11 protein-coding genes and 1 pseudogene are annotated in these 19798 nt (G+C 39.5%); 10 read left to right on the top strand and 2 right to left on the bottom strand.

Translation table 11 applies throughout. The features are described 5' to 3' along the window. Positions 1-17 precede the first annotated feature (17 nt). The gene (locus JOC76_RS18340) at positions 18-2375 is read right to left on the bottom strand and encodes a glycoside hydrolase family 3 C-terminal domain-containing protein (protein WP_205179948.1); all 2358 of its coding nucleotides are present in this window, start codon (positions 2373-2375) and stop codon (positions 18-20) included. A gap of 390 nt (positions 2376-2765) precedes the next feature. Here JOC76_RS18340 and JOC76_RS18345 point away from each other — a divergent pair, with 390 nt between their 5' ends. The 10 genes and pseudogenes from JOC76_RS18345 (at position 2766) to JOC76_RS18390 (ending at position 18060) form a co-directional block, all read left to right on the top strand. Further along, positions 2766-5165, top strand: a complete 2400-nt coding sequence (locus tag JOC76_RS18345; protein ID WP_239557807.1) for a beta-glucosidase — start codon at positions 2766-2768, stop codon at positions 5163-5165. Positions 5166-5344: 179 nt separating this feature from the next. Next, the gene (locus JOC76_RS18350; RefSeq protein ID WP_205180025.1) at positions 5345-6346 is read left to right on the top strand and encodes a sugar-binding protein; all 1002 of its coding nucleotides are present in this window, start codon (positions 5345-5347) and stop codon (positions 6344-6346) included. Then, a complete protein-coding gene (locus tag JOC76_RS18355) occupies positions 6346-7824 on the top strand; it encodes a sensor histidine kinase (protein WP_205179949.1) in 1479 nt (492 codons plus the stop codon). The genes JOC76_RS18350 and JOC76_RS18355 overlap by 1 nt, the downstream gene beginning before the upstream one ends. Continuing rightward, a complete protein-coding gene (locus JOC76_RS18360; protein WP_205179950.1) occupies positions 7799-9385 on the top strand; it encodes a response regulator in 1587 nt (528 codons plus the stop codon). Before JOC76_RS18355 ends, JOC76_RS18360 begins: the two co-directional genes overlap by 26 nt. A 243-nt stretch (positions 9386-9628) precedes the next feature. After that, positions 9629-10690, top strand: coding sequence for a galactose/glucose ABC transporter substrate-binding protein MglB (gene mglB / locus JOC76_RS18365; RefSeq protein WP_205179954.1), 1062 nt, complete (start codon positions 9629-9631; stop codon positions 10688-10690). Positions 10691-11306: 616 nt separating this feature from the next. After that, the gene (mglA, locus tag JOC76_RS18370) at positions 11307-12812 is read left to right on the top strand and encodes a galactose/methyl galactoside ABC transporter ATP-binding protein MglA (RefSeq protein WP_205179956.1); all 1506 of its coding nucleotides are present in this window, start codon (positions 11307-11309) and stop codon (positions 12810-12812) included. A gap of 12 nt (positions 12813-12824) precedes the next feature. Then, positions 12825-13871 carry a galactose/methyl galactoside ABC transporter permease MglC gene (mglC, locus tag JOC76_RS18375; protein WP_205179957.1) on the top strand — a complete coding sequence of 349 codons (1047 nt, stop codon included), beginning with the start codon at positions 12825-12827 and terminating at the stop codon, positions 13869-13871. A gap of 372 nt (positions 13872-14243) precedes the next feature. Beyond that, complete coding sequence (locus JOC76_RS18380) at positions 14244-15422, top strand: ABC transporter substrate-binding protein (RefSeq protein ID WP_205179958.1); 1179 nt, start codon at positions 14244-14246, stop codon at positions 15420-15422. Positions 15423-15804: 382 nt separating this feature from the next. Next, entirely contained in the window at positions 15805-17238 is a 1434-nt protein-coding gene (locus JOC76_RS18385; RefSeq protein WP_205179959.1) for a GntP family permease, read from the top strand. 37 nt (positions 17239-17275) lie between these two features. Continuing rightward, a pseudogene (locus tag JOC76_RS18390) lies at positions 17276-18060 on the top strand (3-hydroxybutyrate dehydrogenase). Between the two features lie 250 nt (positions 18061-18310). On the opposite strand, the gene JOC76_RS18395 reads toward JOC76_RS18390, so the two are convergent. After that, positions 18311-19510 carry an IS4 family transposase gene (locus JOC76_RS18395; RefSeq protein WP_205179960.1) on the bottom strand — a complete coding sequence of 400 codons (1200 nt, stop codon included), beginning with the start codon at positions 19508-19510 and terminating at the stop codon, positions 18311-18313. Between the last annotated feature and the right edge of the window lie 288 nt (positions 19511-19798).

A 19798-nucleotide genomic window follows, 5' to 3' on the forward strand; every position in this document is an offset into this window, starting at 1 on the left:
ATAAAAATGTAAACATTTTACTGCTGATTGAACTTTGATAACCGATCTAATTCCACATCTGGTGCATTGTCATTATCTACTTCGGCAACAATATCGTTGTCCACTTTAAAATCCAGCTTCCCTCTAATATCGGCAGAGGAAGCCCCAATCTTGAATTGATAGGTTCCTTTTTCAACAATCCAAGAGGAAGTAGATTCATCAAAGGAAGCAATATCCTTTGGATCAATAAAGAAGTTGAATGTTTCTTTTTGTCCTGGCTTCAGCTCACGCGTTTTTCCGAACGCTTTTAGCTCAATCGCTGGTTTTTCTAACTTGCCGTCAGGTGCACTTACATATAATTGTGGTGCCTCTTTACCAACATTGGTACCGGTATTAGTTACTTTAAACGAGACTTTAATGTTATTTGATAACGTATCTTTGTTTAATTTAAAATCGCTATAATCAAACGTTGTATAGGAGAGTCCGTACCCAAACTCGTAAGCTGGTTTTACCTTAAAGGTAGAATAGTAGCGGTAACCTACATAAATATCTTCTTTATACTTTACTAAGTTTGCATTACCGTCCGAGCTTGGGAAGTTCGCATAACTTGGCGCATCCTCTAATTTAACCGGGAAGGTCTCTGGAAGTTTTCCTGATGGATACGCTTTTCCTGAAAGAACATCTGTAAGAGCGTTCCCTGCTTCCATCCCTGGCTGCCAGGATAATAAAATAGAGTCTGCCTTATCTCTCCAACTTACTGTGTTAAATGGAGCACCCACATTTAAGACCACGACCATCTTTTTATTAACGGCGTGAAAAGCATCAGAAACCTTATTAATAAGATCTAATTCTGTTGAGGTTGGTTCAAAGGTGGTTGAATTTCCATCTGCTCCTTCGCCAGAACCTCTAGCAATCACGACTACACCAATATCTGAGTTCTTCGCCATATAAGCAGCATCTTCCACGCTAAGATTTTGATTAAGTTCTGCACCACTAGCATTGGTCGTAACAGGGGTGTATCCAGCATTATTAAGTCCTTCTGGTAGCTGGACGGTATGTGTTGGGGTAACATAGGCACTTCCAGTTCCCATTAAGAACATTTTTGAAGCGGCGTTATCGGTTGTACAGGCAGATGTAGGAGTACCAAATCCGCAGCTAGGCATGGTGTAGGAGTTCCCAACAAGACCGACCTTTTTCACCTTCTGATTGAAAGGTAACGCTTTCTTTTCATTTTTTAATAAAACCATTCCTTCTGGTGCTGCTTCTCGTGAAAGCTGTGCATCGGCAGCAGCTAGGTCCGCATTAACACTTAGTTTGGTATTGTCAACCGTACTTAATTTTTTAAAGGTAGGTGACTTAACCACTAAAGTAAGGATATTTTCGATGGCTGTGTCGAGTTTTTCCTCAGGAAGCGAACCGTCTATAATGGCTGCTTTTACCGCTGCCTTTCCGGCGTCATTTAAACTTGGCATCGACAAGTCATTTCCGCCATTTAACATCGCTTTGCCATTTTGTTTAGAGCCGCCCCAGTCAGTCATAACCATGCCATTAAAGCCCCAATCACTTCTTAAGACATCATTTAACAGCCAGGAATTGTGGGCAGAGAAAGGACCGTTAATCGAATTATAGGAGCTCATCACTGTCCATGGCTGTGCTTCTTTAACGACGCGTTCGAAGCCGGCTAAATAAATTTCTCTTAAGGCACGTTCTGAAATGATTTCATTTACGGACTGTCTATTGGTTTCTTGGTTATTAGCGGCAAAATGCTTCATGCTGACGCCAACACCTTGGTCTTGAACACCTTTTGTAAATTGAGCGGCCATTTCACCGCTTAGCAGAGGGTCTTCTGAGTAATATTCAAAGTTTCGTCCGCCTCGAGGATCTCGATGAATATTTAAGGCAGGTCCTAAAATAACATCTACTCCATAATCAAGGGTTTCTTTTCCCATCGCCGAAGCCACATTATACATGAGATCTTTATTGAAGCTGGAAGAAAGAGCAGATGGAATTGGGAAACCGGTTGTAGATTTATTTGCTGTGGATCCAAAACGAAGCCCGGCTGGACCATCTGCAAATGTAAGTTTCGGAATGCCAAGCCGTGGAATGGCATATGTACCGCCGGCCGCTCCTGTGACGGCCGCGCCTGCACCGCCAATTAAATTTACCTTTTCATCCAGCGTCATCGCCTTAATAACGGCTGGAATCGAAGCTTGGTCAACTAACATTGGTGTTTGTTCCTCGACCGTACCAGTTTGCACGCTGCCGCTGTCTCCAGAAACAACTGCTGAATTTGCTGCTGAAGTTGGCTGTTCCGCAGCAAGTACGCCTGAATAATTTGAAGAAAGCAGCATCAGACTAAACATTGATGTACTTAGAACTTTGTAATAACTCTTCACACCTAACAACCCCTTTATATATATGGAAACACTTACAATTGGAAGATTAGCATGTAAAATGTCATTCGATAAGTTACAAGTTCTAGCATTAAATTGTGATTTACTAGATTAATTTGCTGAAGTCGGAAAATTCAGTATTCAATAAAAAAATCAAGAGTATATAGTCATGCACCTTAAACATTTTCTGATGAGACTAAGGATATAGGTCGAATAAAGTGGTGGTTCTAGCACTAAAAAAGGCCCATTAACTTTTATCTATCAAAAAACAAAATAGTGAAGATTTTCGCAATATAATCCAGAAAATAAATCCAATTTTGATTCACTAATTGAGTTAAACTTGTCAATGGAAGCGTTTTAAGTGTGAATATTCAAAAAAATAAGGGGATACTTATGCTGAAAAAACTAAAGAAAAAGAAAAGAGCAAACTTACTCGCCGTTACTCTTACATCTACCTTACTTCTCTCAGGACTTACCTTTGATATTGCATCCGCTCAGAGTCAAAATCCAACAACTGTGACTCATGCACAAACATCTGCCGTTCAGACATCCACGCCTTATCTAACAGATGCTTCATCGATTGACAATGTGATTCAAGCCATGACCCTTGAGGAAAAATCAAAATTTGTTGTCGGGGTAGGAATGCCTGGATTTGGAGGAACACCTCCATTTAGCGATGTAGTTGGAGCAGTAGGTGGTACATATGGAATTCCTCGGTTAGGAATCCCTGAACTGCGTTTTGCCGATGGCCCGGCAGGTCTTAGAATCAGAGCGACTAGAACAGGAGAAACTCAAACCTATTATGCAACAGCTTTCCCTATCGCCACATCACTTGCATCTACTTGGGACCCAGCAACTGTAGAAGCGATTGGAAAGGCCCAAGGAAATGAAGTGAAAGAATATGGTGTCGATATGTTATTAGCACCTGCACTGAATATCCAACGCAATCCATTAAACGGCCGTAACTTTGAATACTATTCAGAGGATCCATTAATTGCAGGAAAAATGGCTGCGGCGATGGTAAATGGACTTCAATCAAATGGTATTGGCGCAACGATCAAGCACTTTGCGGCGAATAATCAGGAAACGAATAGAATGAGCGTTGATACTGTCGTTTCAGAACGCGCATTGAGGGAAATTTATCTAAAAGGTTTTGAAATCGCTGTCAAGGAATCACATCCATGGTCAGTGATGAGTTCTTATAACAAAATAAACGGAACCTACACATCCCAAAGTGCCGACCTTTTAACAACGGTTTTACGTAAAGATTGGGGCTACAACGGATTTGTAATGACGGACTGGTTTGGCGGGAATGATCCAGTTGAACAAATGAAAGCACAAAATGACATGATTATGCCAGGTTCGACAGCTCAATCCGATCTAATTAAAGCGGCCGTTAGTAGTGGGAAATTAGAGGGAAAAGTTTTAGACCGCAATATTAAAAACATCCTTCAGATTCTTATCCAAACCCCTGAGTTTAAAAAGTACCAAAATACAAACAAGCCTGATTTAGCTGCTCACGCGGTAACAGCTCGTAAAGCGGCGGCTGAAGGGATGGTTCTTTTAAAGAACGACAAAATGCCTTTACCAATCAGCAAGGATCAGAAGATCACGTTATTTGGTAATACCCAAATCGAAACGGTTAAAGGCGGAACCGGAAGCGGAGATGTGAATGCGGCTTACACGGTTTCGATTGCAGATGGTTTAAAGAGTGCTGGATACCAGCTAAACCAAACTGAATTCGGTGATTACAAATCATATATTGATAACCTTCGCTCGCAGGATCAATATAAGATTAAACCAAGCCCATGGGGTGAAGATTTTGGCAAGTCAATCCCTGCTATTCCTGAAAAGCCTTTAACAGATACTGAAATATCTAATGCTTCTACGGATTCAGATATAGGAATTATTGTCATTGGTCGAAATTCCGGTGAAGGTGCAGACCGTAAAGTGGTAAAAGGGGATTATTTATTAAGCGATACAGAACAAGACATGATTTCAAAAGTATCAGCAGAATACCACAATCAGGGCAAAAAAGTAGCGGTTATTTTGAATATTGGCGGACCAATCGAAGTTGCAAGCTGGAGAGATAAGGTTGACTCAATCCTTTTAGCATGGCAGCCAGGACAAGAAGCTGGTTATGCGGTTGCTGATGTTATTTCCGGAAAAGTCAATCCTTCCGGAAAATTAGCCACTACCTTCCCTGTTAAATATGAGGATGTGGCATCGGCCAATAGCTTCCCTGGTACACCTGCTAATAACCCAACACAAGTGATTTATAACGAAGACATTTATGTTGGATACCGTTACAATACGACGTTTAATGTCAAGCCTGCCTATGAATTTGGTTATGGATTGTCCTATACTGACTTTGATATTAGCCATTTAAATATTAGTGAGGGCAAGAAATTTAAAGACACGCTAAAAGTATCGGCGATGGTAGAGAATACAGGTAAATTACCGGGTAAAGAAGTTGTACAAGTCTATGTTTCCGCACCGGATGGAAAACTTGAAAAACCAGCTGTTGAACTCAAAGCCTTTGATAAGACCAAAGAACTTAAGCCAAATCAGCGTCAGCTGCTTCAATTCGAACTGAATGCCAAAGACCTTGCCTCTTTCGATGAAAAGCAAAATGCATGGATTCTTGAGAAAGGCACCTATACGGTAAAAGTTGGGGCATCCTCAGAAGATATTCGAGATACGGCCACCTTTACAGTCGATCAAGATATGATCGTTGAAAAAGTAAACGAAGCATTGGCTCCAAAGGTTGAATTTGAGAGACTTACTAAATAAAAGACAATTAGTACTAAACAACCAGTCTACATTGTAAGAGAATGCAGGCTGGTTGTTTTTTTGTTCCTCTCTTTTTTGAAAAGATTTGTATCAAGTTTCCAGTTTATATTATGATTGTTGCTTTTTGGAAAGTTCCGTATAATAGGGTTATCATGTGCTTAGGGATCGGAGATTTGAAGATGAGCAGGTTATCGATTATAGCGTATTCCGTGTGCGGTTTGTTTTTTTCTGTTAGCTTGGCATTTTCCCTATTCTATGGATACAAGGTCATTACTCATGATTTACCAAAAGAGAAAAAAGCAGCAGAAACATATAATTACCATTTTGTGCTTGTTCCCGAAGAGTTAGACAATGAATATTGGAAACTCGTAGAAAAAGGGGCACAAGATGCAGCGAAGAAATATGGTGTGCTCCTTGAATATACAGGTCCAAAGCAAGCTAACATTGATGATCACGTCAAGACGATTGAAATGTCTGCAGCCTCTAAAGTAGATGGCATCATGACCCAAGGATTAAGTGAAGAGCAATTTACGCCGCTCATTAACCGGATTGTGGCCAGTGGGATTCCTGTTGTCACGGTTGATACGGATGCAGCGAATAGCAGAAGACTCACCTATATTGGAACCGATAATTATTATTCGGGTTATTTGGCAGGCAAAGCTTTGATAGCGGATACATTTGGGGAAATAAATGTCGCCATTATTACGGGAAGCTTTTATGCAAATCATATGCAGCAGCGGGTCAAGGGATTTGAAAATGCGGTTAAATCAGAAAAAAGAATCAACATTATTACTGTTCAAGAATCTGAGATCAGCAGAGTAAAAGCAGCTGAGAAGGCTAATCAAATTTTGCAGGATCACCCAGAGGTTAACGCATTTTTTGGGACAAGTGCTCTTGATGGAATTGAGATCGCCCATGTGGTTAAAAAATTTCATAAACAACATCAAATCTATATCATTGGCTTTGATACACTTCCAGAAACGCTTAACTTTATTCGAGAGGGGACCATCACGGCCACTGTTGTTCAGGAACCATATCAAATGGGATATGAGGCTGTTAAAATGATGGTTGATCATATTCAAGGGAAAAAAGTGCCTCCTATTGTCCATACCGAGACTCGAATTTTAAGAAAAGCGGACTTACCTGTTAGTACACAGTCCGGAAAGGCGGAGGGCAACTAATGCTATTTCGGATCAGATCGAAATTGTTACTTTATTTTATAGTCTTGGTTGTATTATTAACCTCTGTCGGAATGTTTTTTTATGACTGTAGTGAAAAACTCGTATCAGAATACGATCAAAGTTTTGAACAATTCCTCTTGCTAAATGATATTTCACAAAAAAGTAATTTTCTCACAGAAAAGCTGCATGGGTATATTTTAGATAAAGATAAATCATATTTACAAGATTACCGAAGTGAAAAACGAAAGTTAATTAAGGATCAAAAGAGTCTCTTCAATGTGATTACCACCAACGATGTAACACTGACAAATTACAAAAATATGATTGATAGCTTTTTAGATGAGGGGGATGCCACGATTGGGGCGTTCCATCAGGACCAGATTAACGAATATTCCAATCACTTTAATGAAGTTTTGAAAATTAATTCTTATATTCAGGAAAGTACGCTTGCCTTGTTAAATAATAAATTAACAGACTATCAAAAGTTTTATGACCAAATGGAACAGCAAAACCATTATTATAAGCTTTTGTCGATTTTTTTGTTTGCGGCTGCTTTTTTCCTAAGCACCTTGCTGGCTTTATGGATCTCAGGCGGAATTACCAGGCCAATTAGTTACCTATCAAGAGCAGCCAAAGAGATTTCAAAAGGGAATCTGGCGGGTGAGGATATTAAAATAACTACTAAGGATGAACTTAAACTGCTAACCGAAACGTTTAATCAAATGCGCAGCAACCTTAAAGTGCTAGTCACTGAAATCAAACAGCAGGGAGAACTTGATAAGCTTTTAAAAGAGTTAGAATTAAGAAGTTTGCAAAACCAAATGAATCCTCATTTTCTATTTAATACTTTGAACACGGTTTCAAAGATGGCCTATTTAGAAGAGGCGGAGGAGACTTCAAGGTTAATTGAAGCTGTTGCGGCATTATTACGCTACAACCTAAGTGATTTCGATAAAGTTTCTACCTTAAGAGACGAAGTCAGTATTGTGAAAGAGTACTTCTTTATTCAAAAAACAAGATTCGGCGATCGCATCCAATTTATTTCGGATATTCAGGACGAATGTCTAGATATTGAAATTCCTAGTCTCATTCTTCAACCATTGGTTGAAAACGCCTTCACCCATGGAGTGGAAGAATATGAGGATAATGGTGTTATTCAACTACATATCTATAGGAAGAGTGATCAAATCAATGTGGAAGTAATCGATAATGGGGCAGGAATGGATGAGCCAACAAGGCGGAAGCTGATTCAGTATGCCGATGGATTGGACTCTGAAGAAAATGAGCTAGAGAAAAGAAAAGATCGTTCCAATGGCATTGCAGTGAAAAATGTCATTCGAAGACTTCAGCTCTTCTACCAACAAAAGAATATTGTTGAAATTGAATCAGAATTAAAGAAAGGAACCATTTTCCGGCTGACGATTCCTGTCAAGGCTAGAGGGGGAAACAAACTTGTTGAAAATTCTTATAGCAGATGATGAGATACTTGAACGAAAAGCAGTAGCTAAAATTATAAAAGGCTCTAAATTGGACGTGACAGTTATCGGAGAAGCTCCAAACGGGAGAATCGCCATAGAAATGGCGGAGAAATTCAAACCGGATATTATTTTTATGGATATTAAAATGCCGGGTACCGACGGTGTTCAAGCAGTAAAGGCGATAAAAAAGTTTGACCCGGGCATTCGTTTTATCATGGTTTCAGCTTTTAACACGTTTGAATACGCGAAGGAAGTTATGCAACAGGGTGTGAAGGAATATATCTTAAAGCCGAGCAGTAAAAGGGACCTTCTCGACAGTTTACAGCGGGTTGCAGAAGAAATTATCTCTGAAAGGAAGCAGCAAGAAGAACAGCAAAACTTAAGAAAAAACCTGAACCGGGCCGTGTCGATTGCTCAAAAAGAATGGGTCTCGTCCTTATTGATGAACCAGGTTCAAGATATGACCTTTGACGAATGGAGCCAGCTGTTAGGCGTAGAAATAACGTCTGGATACATGATGTTATTCACTTTAAAGCCAACTTCTGAGACTGAACTAACATCGTTCGAAAAAGAAAAATGGTATAACTGGCTTAAAAAGACGCTTAAATCGATTGTGGTAAAGCATGAAATTATGGTAGGAGCGATAATGGACACCCAAGTACCGGTATTGTTCTTATGTAAAATATCAGCAGAGAAAAATCAATTCAGGACAAATGCTGAAACGATTATCGAAAACCTCTATCTTCTTTTTAAAAAAGAAAACATGAAGGCTGATATGAGAATTGGGATTGGGCTTCCGTATACCTATGCCCATGAGTTAACGAAATCCTATCATGAGGCGGTATTGGCACTAGAGGAACTATTAAAGACACCGAATCGGAAATTTTTATTTTCCAGTAAACAGGGAACTGCTTATGAGATGCCTTCCGATTCTGAGATTATGAAGGTGGAGAAAAAGCTGTTGGACAGTGTCAGACAAGGTGATGTCAATCAAGTGATGCTGATCTTTGATTCCTTTGTCTCCAAGCATGGTACCCTTGATGCCAAAACGTCTTTTATAAAAAAATCGTTTGATGAGTTGTTTATTCTAATTTCGCGAATGCTCCACGATTTGGGAATAAACTCTGAACGGATTCCTAACCTTGAAGATTCAGGGGATATTCGGACGCTTCTAGAATCGGGAAAAACGCATTTACTTGCTGTTGTGCAGCATGTGCAGGTCTGGCGGAATAATCATGCAAAGGGTATGCTGCAAAAAGCAAAAGATTATATTGAAACCCATTACGCAGAAGCGATTACCTTGGAATCTGCAGCCGAATACGTAGAACTAAGTCCGTTTTATTTTAGCAAATTATTTAAGGATCGATTTGGGCTGACATTCATTGATTACTTGACAGAAATTAGGATCAAGAAAGCGAAAGCGGAAATGCTCGACCCGGGGAAGAGCATGAAAGAAATTTGTTATTCAGTCGGCTACCGGGATCCCAACTATTTCAGCAGGGTGTTTAAAAAGTTAACAGGATTGTCACCAAGTGAATTTCGGAAGGCAACAGTTAAATAGGATTCGTTCGCAGAGGACCTTTTTTGAAAAGGGTCCTTTTTCTCATATATAAATAGTTTTATTACATTGTTGTTTCAAAGATTGCAAAAAAGTCTAGATAATCGCAAATATGTGCTATAGGTAGACCCTATTGGAACCGCTGTCACCATGCTACTATAGGTGTAAGGGCTTACACCAAGACTTCGTTAAGCTCTTTAAAAACAGCTTAACCCAAGTCTCTATAAAATTAAAAAAAGGGGAATGATGAGTTTGAAGAAAAAAGGTTTAGTTCTATCATTAGCAGTTGCATCTAGTATTCTTTTAGCAACAGGCTGCAGCAGCAGTGCAACAAGCGGTGGAGCTTCCGGTAGCAACGACGCCAAGTTGCCAGCTGTTGGAGCAACGATTTACAAATTTGATGATAACTTCATGTCTTATGTGCGTCGTTCAATGGAAGATTCAGCTAAAGGAAAGGTTAACTTGATGCTGAATGACTCACAAAATGACCAAGCCAAACAAATTGAGCAAGTGGATACATTAATCGCTAAAGGTGCAAAATCGCTAGCTATCAACCTAGTAGATCCAAAAGCAGCTCAAACGATTGTTGATAAAGCGAAAGCGAAAGATATACCTGTTATCTTCTTTAACAAAGAGCCAGATGAAGCCGTATTAAAAGGCTACGATAAAGCTTATTATGTTGGAACAACTTCTTCCGAATCAGGTGTTCTGCAAGGTGAATTAATTGCTAAGGCTTGGGAAGCGAACAAAGATAAATGGGACAAAAATCACGATGGCAAGATTCAATACGTCCTTTTAAAAGGCGAGCCAGGACACCCAGATGCCGAAGCCCGTACCAAATATGTGATTGACACTTTGAAATCTAAAGGAATTCAAGTGGAACAATTAGCAATGGATACCGCTATGTGGGATGCAACAAAGGCAACTGAAAAAATGGATGCATGGGTTTCCAAATACAACGATAAGATTGAGTTTGTTATCGCTAATAATGATGGAATGGCGCTAGGTGCGATTGCCTCACTTGAAAAAGCAGGTTACTTCACTGGCGACAAGTTTGTACCAGTTGTAGGTGTTGACGCGATTCCAGAAGCACTTGAAATGATTGAAAAAGGTAAAATGGTTGGTACTGTCTTGAATGACGCGAAGAACCAAGGTAAAGCGACAGTTGACCTAGCCGCAAATGCAGCAAATGGTAAGGACGTATTAGCAGGAACAGATTGGAAACTTGATGACAAGAAAGCCGTTCGCGTTCCTTACATCGAAATCACAAAAGACAACATCCAAGTTGGTAAAGACGCTTATAAATAGAAAAGCGGAAGCGCCTTGCCCAGGGGCGACCGGCATATGACGAGCTGGCGAGAGGGCTGCTCTTTAGCCTTCTAGACGGATTGGCTTATGACCCGAGCCCTTAGACGCTGGAGCTAAACAATTAAGATTTAAATACGAAAACACGATTTGCGCCAGTACCTGTGTTAGGGGCTGTAGCCAGCCCCTTGGCGCTCTTCGAACGAAGGAAAAGATGATCTTTTCCTTCGTTCGGAGAATCACGCTTTAAATAATTGGCTGTGTTGAAGGTTATTGTTGATTTTGGAACGATGTTGATTGAAGCGGAAGGCGCTCGACTCCTTGAAAATGCTATCGCATTTTCTTCGTGCGTGGGCGGATTCGAGGGAGAATTTCAATATCCTGCGGGAGTACGGGGCTGGGGAGACCCCACAGGCGCTGTCTACGCCGAGGAGGCTCCCCGGCACGCCCGCGGAAAGTGAGCTCCTGGAGCGGAAATCAATATCCATGTTTAACACAGCCAAATAATTAAAGCTGACACCGTAAAAATAGTAAATTAAAATTTTTCATTAAAACAGATATGAGCTGGAAGAAGAAGGTTCACTCATATTTTTAAATGGTTAAGTTAGGAGGTTCACTTATGTCAGGATCTAGTACTACCTATCTACTAGAAATGCAGAACATTACCAAAAGATTCCCTGGGGTACTTGCTTTAGACAAGGTTACTTTAAAAGTGAAGCCGGGTTCGGTTCATGCCTTAATGGGGGAAAACGGTGCTGGGAAATCCACCTTGATGAAATGCCTATTTGGAATTTATTCAATGGACGAGGGGAAAATCATTTTTAATGGAAATGAAGTTTCATTTGCAAACTCAAAGCAGGCCTTAGAAAATGGTGTTTCCATGGTGCACCAGGAATTGAACCAGGTTCGCCAGCAAAATGTCATGGATAATTTATGGCTGGGTCGTTATCCAAAGAAAGGTATTTTCGTAGATGAAAAGAAAATGTACGAGGATACGGCAGCTATTTTCAAAAACTTAGATATAAATATTGACCCGCGGAGCAAGGTTAGTTCCTTATCCGTTTCTGAAATGCAAATGGTTGAAATTGCCAAAGCTGTTTCTTATCATTCAAAAATTATCGTCATGGATGAGCCAACATCCTCGCTAACAGAGACGGAAGTCAATCATTTATTTAGAATCATTAAAAGACTACAAAGTGAAAATGTCGCAATCATCTATATCTCGCACAAAATGGAAGAGATTCTAAAAATTTCAGATGAAGTAACCATCATGCGCGATGGCCAGTACATCGCCACAAGAAGTGCAAAAGACTTAACGACAGACGAAATCATCAAATTGATGGTTGGTCGTGACTTATCACAGCGCTTTCCAGCTAAAGAAAACCAGCCGGGAGATGTGATTTTAAAGGTCTCTGACTTAACAGCAGAAACACAGCCATCCTTTTCTAATGTAAGTTTTGAGCTGAAAAAAGGTGAAATCTTAGGCATCGCCGGCTTAGTCGGTTCCAAGAGGACGGAAGTAGTGGAAGCGATCTTTGGAATTCGCGCATTAAAGACTGGAAAAATTGAGCTGAACGGCAAGGAGGTAAATAATCATTCGCCGCAGCATGCCATTAAAAACGGCTTTGCACTTGTAACCGAGGAAAGACGTTCAACCGGTATATTTGCGGATTTGAGCATAAGCTTTAACTCCATTATCTCAAACATGAAGCAGTATAAAACAAGGAGCGGTTTTTTATCTAACCGCAAGGTGGCTGACGATACCCAATGGGTAATCGATTCGATGAAGGTAAAAACACCGACTCAAAAAACAGCCATTGGGAGTCTATCAGGTGGTAATCAGCAGAAGGTTATCATTGGGCGCTGGCTCTTAACTAAGCCCAATATTTTATTACTGGATGAGCCAACTCGAGGAATTGATGTTGGGGCCAAATTCGAGATTTATCAATTAATTAACCAATTAGCCGCAGAAGGAAAAGGGATTATCATGATCTCTTCTGAAATGCCAGAGCTATTGGGTACGACAGACCGAATTCTCGTGATGAGTAATGGAAAAGCAGCTGGGATCGTTGATACGAAGACGACTTCTCAAGAAGAAATCATGCGATTAGCAGCATTGTATTAGGAGGCGAAAAAAATGAGTACAGAAGCATTAAAAAAATCAGGTTCTAAGGAAATCAAAAAATCGAATTTTTCAAAATGGATTGTCGATAATGTTATTTATTTAGTTTTAATTCTATTAGTCGTTGGGATTGTGGTAGCATCTCCAGACTTCTTATCCATGACAAACTTAATTAATATTCTGAGTCAGGCGTCATCTCGTGTAATCATTGCCCTTGGGGTAGCGGGTATTCTGATTCTAGCCGGTACGGACCTTTCGGCGGGACGTATGGTCGGATTAGCAGCGGTAGTATCAGCTTCCATGCTTCAAGCTAGTGACTATGCTTATAAAATGTATCCACATTTACATGAATTACCGTTATTTGTTCCTATTATCATTGCGATGCTGGCAACTGGTTTCATTTCTGCTATCAGTGGTGTAATTGTGGCGAAGTTCCATGTACCACCTTTCATAGCCACACTAGGTATGATGATTGTCGTGTACGGTACGTCTTCCATCTACTTTGACCGTCCTCCATATGGTGCACAGCCAATCGGTGGTTTAAGTGAGAAGTTTACAACCTTTGCTCAACGTGGTATCAAACTAGGTCAATATGAGTTTCCATATCTAATCTTTTACGCGATTATTGTCTCCATTATTATTTGGATTATTTGGAATAAAACACAGCTTGGTAAAAATATGTATGCGATCGGCGGAAATCCCGAAGCTGCTAAAGTTTCTGGCGTAAACGTTGCAAAAAATATCATTATTATTTATATGATTGCAGGTCTACTTTATGGATTTACTGGTGTTCTTGAAGCAGGTCGTGTTGGTAGTGCAACAAACAATACAGGTAATATGTATGAGATGGACGCCATTGCAGCCTGCGTCGTCGGCGGGGTGTCTTTGACTGGTGGGATTGGTACTGTACCAGGTATCGTAACCGGGGTTCTTATCTTCCAAGTTATCAACTATGGATTAGCCTTCCTAGGTGTGAGCCCATACATCCAGTTCATTGTAAAAGGCTTAATCATCATCGTCGCAGTAGCCTTCGACATGCGTAAACATGCAAAGAAAAAATAAAAATCAAAGAAAAGGCGGTCTCCATCATTTTGGAGAACCGCCTTTTCTTTGATTTTGTTTGAAAGTGGAACTATTGTTGTTATTTGAATAATGGCTTAATCAATATTATAGAATACTTTTTAGAAAGTGGATTTTAGTAGTTAAATAGTAAAAATCGTTGTATGGAATGAATCTACCAATGAAAGGCTAGTTTGAAAAATAATATATTTCAGAAATATTAAAATTAATAAATAATATACTAGACGAATGAAATTAATTGTATTACAATACTAAATATCAGTTAGACAAACCATTGAACATGCCATTCTACCAAACTACAAATGTATGGATGTCTATGTCAGAAAAATCAGATAAATAGAAAAGGGGATCATCATGATGAAGAAGAATTTTGCAAAGATGTTTATGGCTTCAACATTATTGGCTGGTGTTTTAGCCGGATGTTCAGGAGCAAAGGATAATGCAAGCAGTGGAGACACCATTAAACTAGGTGTTAACTTAGAACTTTCAGGCGGCGTTGCTTCCTACGGTGAATCCATCGCTTCAGGTGTCAATCTTGCGGTTGATGAAATTAATAAAAAGGGCGGAGTAGATGGCAAGAAGCTTGAAGTTGTTAAAGTTGATAATAAATCAGATGCAGCCGAAGCGACAAATGGTGCCATCAAATTAACAAGCCAAGATAAGGTAACAGCTATCATCGGTGCTGCAACAAGTGGTGACACAGTTGCCCAAGCAGAAATTGCAGACAGCAATAAAACCATTCTTTTAACTCCATCTGGAACAGCTCCAAATGTAACTGTTACTGATAAAGGAAAATTAAACGAATTTGTATTCCGTACTTCTTTTATCGACCCGTTCCAAGGAACAGTAGCGGCGAACTTTGCAGCTAATAATTTAAAGGTTAAAAAAGTTGCCATCTTTGCTGACAGTGCGAGTGACTATGCTAAAGGTTTAGCAGCATCATTTAAGAAAACATTTGAAAAAGCAGGCGGTAAGGTTGTTTCTGAGGAAGCATATGTTGCCAAAGATACAGATTTCCGTGCAACGTTAACACGTATTAAAGCTGCAAATCCAGAATTTATCTTTATTCCTGGATACTATGAAGAAGTTGGTTTAATTGTTAAACAGGCTCGTGAATTAGGTATTACTGCTCCACTAATGGGTGCAGATGGTTGGGATTCACCAAAGTTAGTTGACTTAGCAGGTAAGGATGCATTGAATAACACATATATCACAAACCATTATTCTTCTGATGACCAGGACAAAAAGGTTCAAACATTTGTAACTGCATTTAAAGCTAAGAACAGTGGAACTGCTCCGAACGCTTTCAACGCTCTTGGTTATGATTCTGTCTATCTATTAGCAGATGCGATCAAACGTGCCGGCAGCACAGATACTACTAAAATCAAAGAAGCTCTAGAAAAAACAAAAGATCTTTCTCTTGTAACTGGTACTGTGACAATCGATAAAAACCACAATCCAATCAAATCAGCAACTGTTTTAGAATATAAAGACGGTAAGCAAGTATTCAATTCAAAAGTAGCTCCACAATAAACTGAGGTGCATTTTAACAAAAGACTTTTTCGCTAATATAGCGGAGAAGTCTTTTTTTGCGTATATCTTGTTAATAACAAGATTGGGTTAGAGGTCAAATGCTGAAAGAAATCTTTCTTTAAGAGAGTCATAATTTAGCACAGTTTAAATTCCGAAAAAACGGAAAATTCCGCTTTTCCGGAAACACGCACAGCTTTTTTCCGGAAAAGCGGAATTATTCCAGTTTTGTGGGATGCAAAAGAAAGGCTTTAGAGAGAAAATACCAAAAGACGAATTTGGCATAATTCTTGCATAGATATAAACGTAAGCTTCAATATGGAAACGCTTACTGTTGGGGGATGGAAAGGGAAGGAGCTTACCAATACATTTTAGGGGGATTTGCATGGAATTATTTGTTATTTTACTTGCACTTGGTCTGTTGATTTTTGTGGCCTACCGCGGATTTTCTGTAATTTTATTCGCGCCATTATGTGCACTTCTTGCTGTATTACTAGTTGACCCAAGTCATGTTTTACCATTCTTTTCTGGGGTATTCATGGAAAAAATGGTCGGATTCATTAAATCTTATTTTGCTGTCTTTTTATTAGGGGCCATTTTTGGAAAAGTGGTCGAAATGTCAGGAATTGCAGAATCTATTGCTAAAACCATTGTTCGTTTACTTGGAGCAAAACGTGCGATGCTGACCATTGTTTTACTAGGGGCAATTTTAACGTATAGCGGTGTGAGTTTATTTGTAGCGGTTTTTGCCATTTATCCATTTGCCGCTCAGATGTTTAAACAAGCAGACATCCCAAAAAGGCTTATCCCAGGTACGATTGCACTTGGTGCCTTTACGTTTACAATGGATGCACTGCCAGGTACACCGCAAATTCAAAACGTTATCCCTATTAACTTTTTCAAAACAGATATTTATGCAGCTCCAACCCTGGGGATTATCGGAGCTATTTTTGTATTAGTTCTAGGACTCTTATATCTTGAATCTAGAAGAAGAAAGGCTGAAAAAGCCGGCGAGGGTTATTACGGGTTTGGTACTGAAAATGCGGCAGCGGCTGAAAAGATAGCAGAAAAAGAAGAAACTTTACCGGATTTAACCTCGCAGCAATCTGTACTCAGACAAATTTCTGCCTTTGTGCCACTCATTCTTGTGGGCGTGACGAATAAAGTATTTATAACATTAATTCCGAAATGGTATCCGAATGGATTTGACTTTGCAGCCATTGGTTTGAAAACGTATACAGTGGATGTAGCAGGTATGGCCGCCATTTGGGCCATTATTATGGCATTAGTTGTCGGAATTATTTCATCGCTTCTCTATGATGGGAAACGTGTGACGAAAAACTTGAAGGAAGGATTAAATACAGCAATCGGCGGATCCTTACTGGCAACGATGAATACAGGTGCGGAGTATGGATTTGGCGGAATCATTGCGGCACTGCCTGGTTTCACGAAAATTAGTGACGGCATTTCCGGTACATTTACAAATCCGCTTGTAAACGGTGCGGTCACAACGAGTACACTTGCCGGTATGACCGGTTCCGCCTCCGGTGGGATGGGAATTGCGTTAGGGGCTATGGCTGATAAATATAACCAAGCCATTGCCGCTGCCAATATTCCACCTGAAGTGATGCACCGCGTTGTTGCAATGGCGTCGGGCGGTATGGATACACTTCCACATAACGGAGCTGTTATTACGCTTCTTGCGGTAACGGGTCTAACACACAAGCAATCTTATCGAGATATTTTTGCTGTTACCATTATTAAAACAATTGCGGTTTTCTTTGTAATCGCGCTTTATACCATTTTTGGAATTATTTAAGAGAAAGAGTTTACTAGCATTTAGGAGGTACGAATAGATGAGTCAGTTATTACAAGGTAAGACGGCCTTGATTACGGGATCAGCCAGCGGGATTGGCTTAGAAATGGCCAAAACTTTCGCCCAAGAGGGAGCGAGTGTAGTAATCTCCGATTTACATGCGGAAAAGAGTGAACAGGCCGCTGCGGAATTACGGGAGCGAGGGTTCGAAGCTTGGGCTGCTCCATGTGATGTAACAAACGAGGAAGCGTTTAAAAATAGTATCCAGCAGGCATATAAGACATTTGGCCGACTTGATATATTAGTCAATAATGCCGGAATGCAGTATGTTGCACCTATCGAGGAGTTCCCAACGAAAAATTTGAACTCCTAGTGAAAATTATGTTAACGGCTCCATTCATCGGCATTAAAAACGTATTCCCAATTATGAAGAAGCAGGGCTTTGGAAGAGTGATTAATATGGCGTCCATCAATGGAGTGATTGGCTTCGCTGGAAAGGCTGCCTATAATAGTGCAAAACATGGGGTCATCGGTTTAACAAAGGTTGCTGCACTGGAAGGCGCAACGAGTGGGATTACGGTTAACGCCCTTTGCCCGGGTTATGTTGATACACCACTGGTTAGAAACCAGTTAGCGGATCTCGCGGCCACTAGAAATGTCAGTTTAGAAAGTGTCATTGATGAGGTGCTCTTACCGCTTGTTCCACAAAAAAGGTTATTATCCGTGACAGAAATTGCGGATTATGCAGTCTTTTTAGCAAGCGAAAAAGGCAGAGGTATCACAGGTCAGGCTGTTATTTTAGATGGCGGTTACACAGCGCAATAAGCATGTATGAAATCCTATTCGTGAGTCGAATAGGATTTTTTTGTTTTTTAGGAAATTACACTAGCGTTGCATAAAGCTTTAGCAGATAAGTCAATAACATAAATTCACAGTAAAAATTATGGGAAGTTTAATATACAGAATATTCTGATTTAAATGTTCTCCACAAATAAGAAAAAAGGATAAAGTGACATCAAAGAAGGTGCCGTTTATCCATATTTTTACAAATGTATATTAGTGTGCTATTTGAATATTATTCCCTGAATTTACCTTTTTCCACCTCTATTAATGTTTCTTTAAATATTTTTTCATAATCATAACTTTTTCTTCCTTCAGTGGTTCTTGAAGGAGGTTTAAATAATTCCTCTAATAAATCTGGATACCTGTCCAAGATAAATTTAGCAAGATGCTTTTTTAACACTAACAATGTCCCTTTAAACCTTAAATCTGATTCTAATAACAACGTTAAACAAAAGGCGATCATAGCCATATAAACTTGGTTATGTACCGCATTTTGACTTTTTCCATACATTGTTTTTAACACCATGTGCTGCTTCATCCACTTGTAAAATAGCTCAATTCTCCAACGATCCCGATAAATAGTGCTTACTTCATCTGCTGAAATTTTAGCATCATTAACAATAATTTGGATTTGTTTTCCCTCGCTATTTACTGTTTCTATCAAACGAAGGGGATGTTTCATTTTCCCTAAAAAAACAACGGCTTCTCTTATAATGGGTGAGTTCTTAGGGACAGTAACTTCTTCTACCATTTCAATAACAGTGTTCTCCTTTATCCGTGTAGCAAAACGAATCCCTTCTGAACAAAGTCTTTCAAATGTTTTAAAGTCAAAATACCCTCGGTCAAAAACGTGGAAAGTACCATGTTTATTTACTATGAGAGCATCTAATTGTGTTATATCAGCGGGTCTTGCAGCAGTTACAATAATATCATCTAAATAGGTAACATCATCATAAAACACCACACGTGTATGCAACTTTACACCGGAGGTGTAACGGTTTTTAGGTGCCCATGGGTGTTCTTTAAGGCTAAGAGTAACCGTCGATGAATCAATAAGATAAAGCTTTCTTAGCTTATGATTTCCTTTAACTACTCCAAATTTTTGGCGGACCTTCTGTATTAGATGTTTTAGCACAGCTTGAAAGATATTAGGGGAGATATCGCTTAGTTTCCTTGATAATTGTGATTTGCTAATCGATTTTAACCCAATCTCTTTCTGTAGTTTTGGAGTCGTGTTCAACTCAAGACTAATATCTGTTAAACTAGATATTTGTTTTAATTGGGCATAGGTAAATAGTTTTACAAAAGGTATAATCTTTAGCTTTTTGACATACTTATCAAGTTCCATTTGTTCAGCCATTTTATTTAAAACACCTTCATCCATCGGATGAAGGTATTTATTAAATACTGTTTTTGTGTTATTCTTGTCCATGGGTTCTCCTTGTAATTAGGATTTGGACAGGACTTTGACCTTCCTCCTAATTATAAGGATTTTTTTATATCACTAAAAACCATTATTTTACATTAAAGTAAATATATATTTAAAAATTCATTGTTGACAAGATAATTATTTTTTTATGCAACGCTAGTGAGGAAATTATAGATTTAGTCATTGTGGATAACTTTTTATAGGTTTAGACACGTCCAGCTCCAGCACCCAGCGGCTAGTGTCCTTCGCGCTTCTCCCTACGATAAGTCAACATCGAATCGCTATCGCTCT

The sequence above is a fragment of the Neobacillus cucumis genome, from assembly GCF_016908975.1.
Classification (GTDB): Bacteria; Bacillota; Bacilli; order Bacillales; family Cytobacillaceae; genus Neobacillus; species Neobacillus cucumis.

Bases quoted from the DNA above. Each gene is read 5' to 3' on its own strand.
- JOC76_RS18345 (WP_239557807.1), top strand. From the start codon at position 2,766: ATGCTGAAAAAACTAAAGAAAAAGAAAAGAGCAAACTTACTCGCCGTT.
- JOC76_RS18350 (WP_205180025.1), top strand. From the start codon at position 5,345: ATGAGCAGGTTATCGATTATAGCGTATTCCGTGTGCGGTTTGTTTTTT.
- JOC76_RS18355 (WP_205179949.1), top strand. From the start codon at position 6,346: ATGCTATTTCGGATCAGATCGAAATTGTTACTTTATTTTATAGTCTTG.
- mglB (WP_205179954.1), top strand. From the start codon at position 9,629: ATGAGTTTGAAGAAAAAAGGTTTAGTTCTATCATTAGCAGTTGCATCT.
- mglA (WP_205179956.1), top strand. From the start codon at position 11,307: ATGTCAGGATCTAGTACTACCTATCTACTAGAAATGCAGAACATTACC.
- mglC (WP_205179957.1), top strand. From the start codon at position 12,825: ATGAGTACAGAAGCATTAAAAAAATCAGGTTCTAAGGAAATCAAAAAA.
- JOC76_RS18380 (WP_205179958.1), top strand. From the start codon at position 14,244: ATGATGAAGAAGAATTTTGCAAAGATGTTTATGGCTTCAACATTATTG.
- JOC76_RS18385 (WP_205179959.1), top strand. From the start codon at position 15,805: ATGGAATTATTTGTTATTTTACTTGCACTTGGTCTGTTGATTTTTGTG.
- JOC76_RS18395 (WP_205179960.1), bottom strand. From the start codon at position 19,510: ATGGACAAGAATAACACAAAAACAGTATTTAATAAATACCTTCATCCG.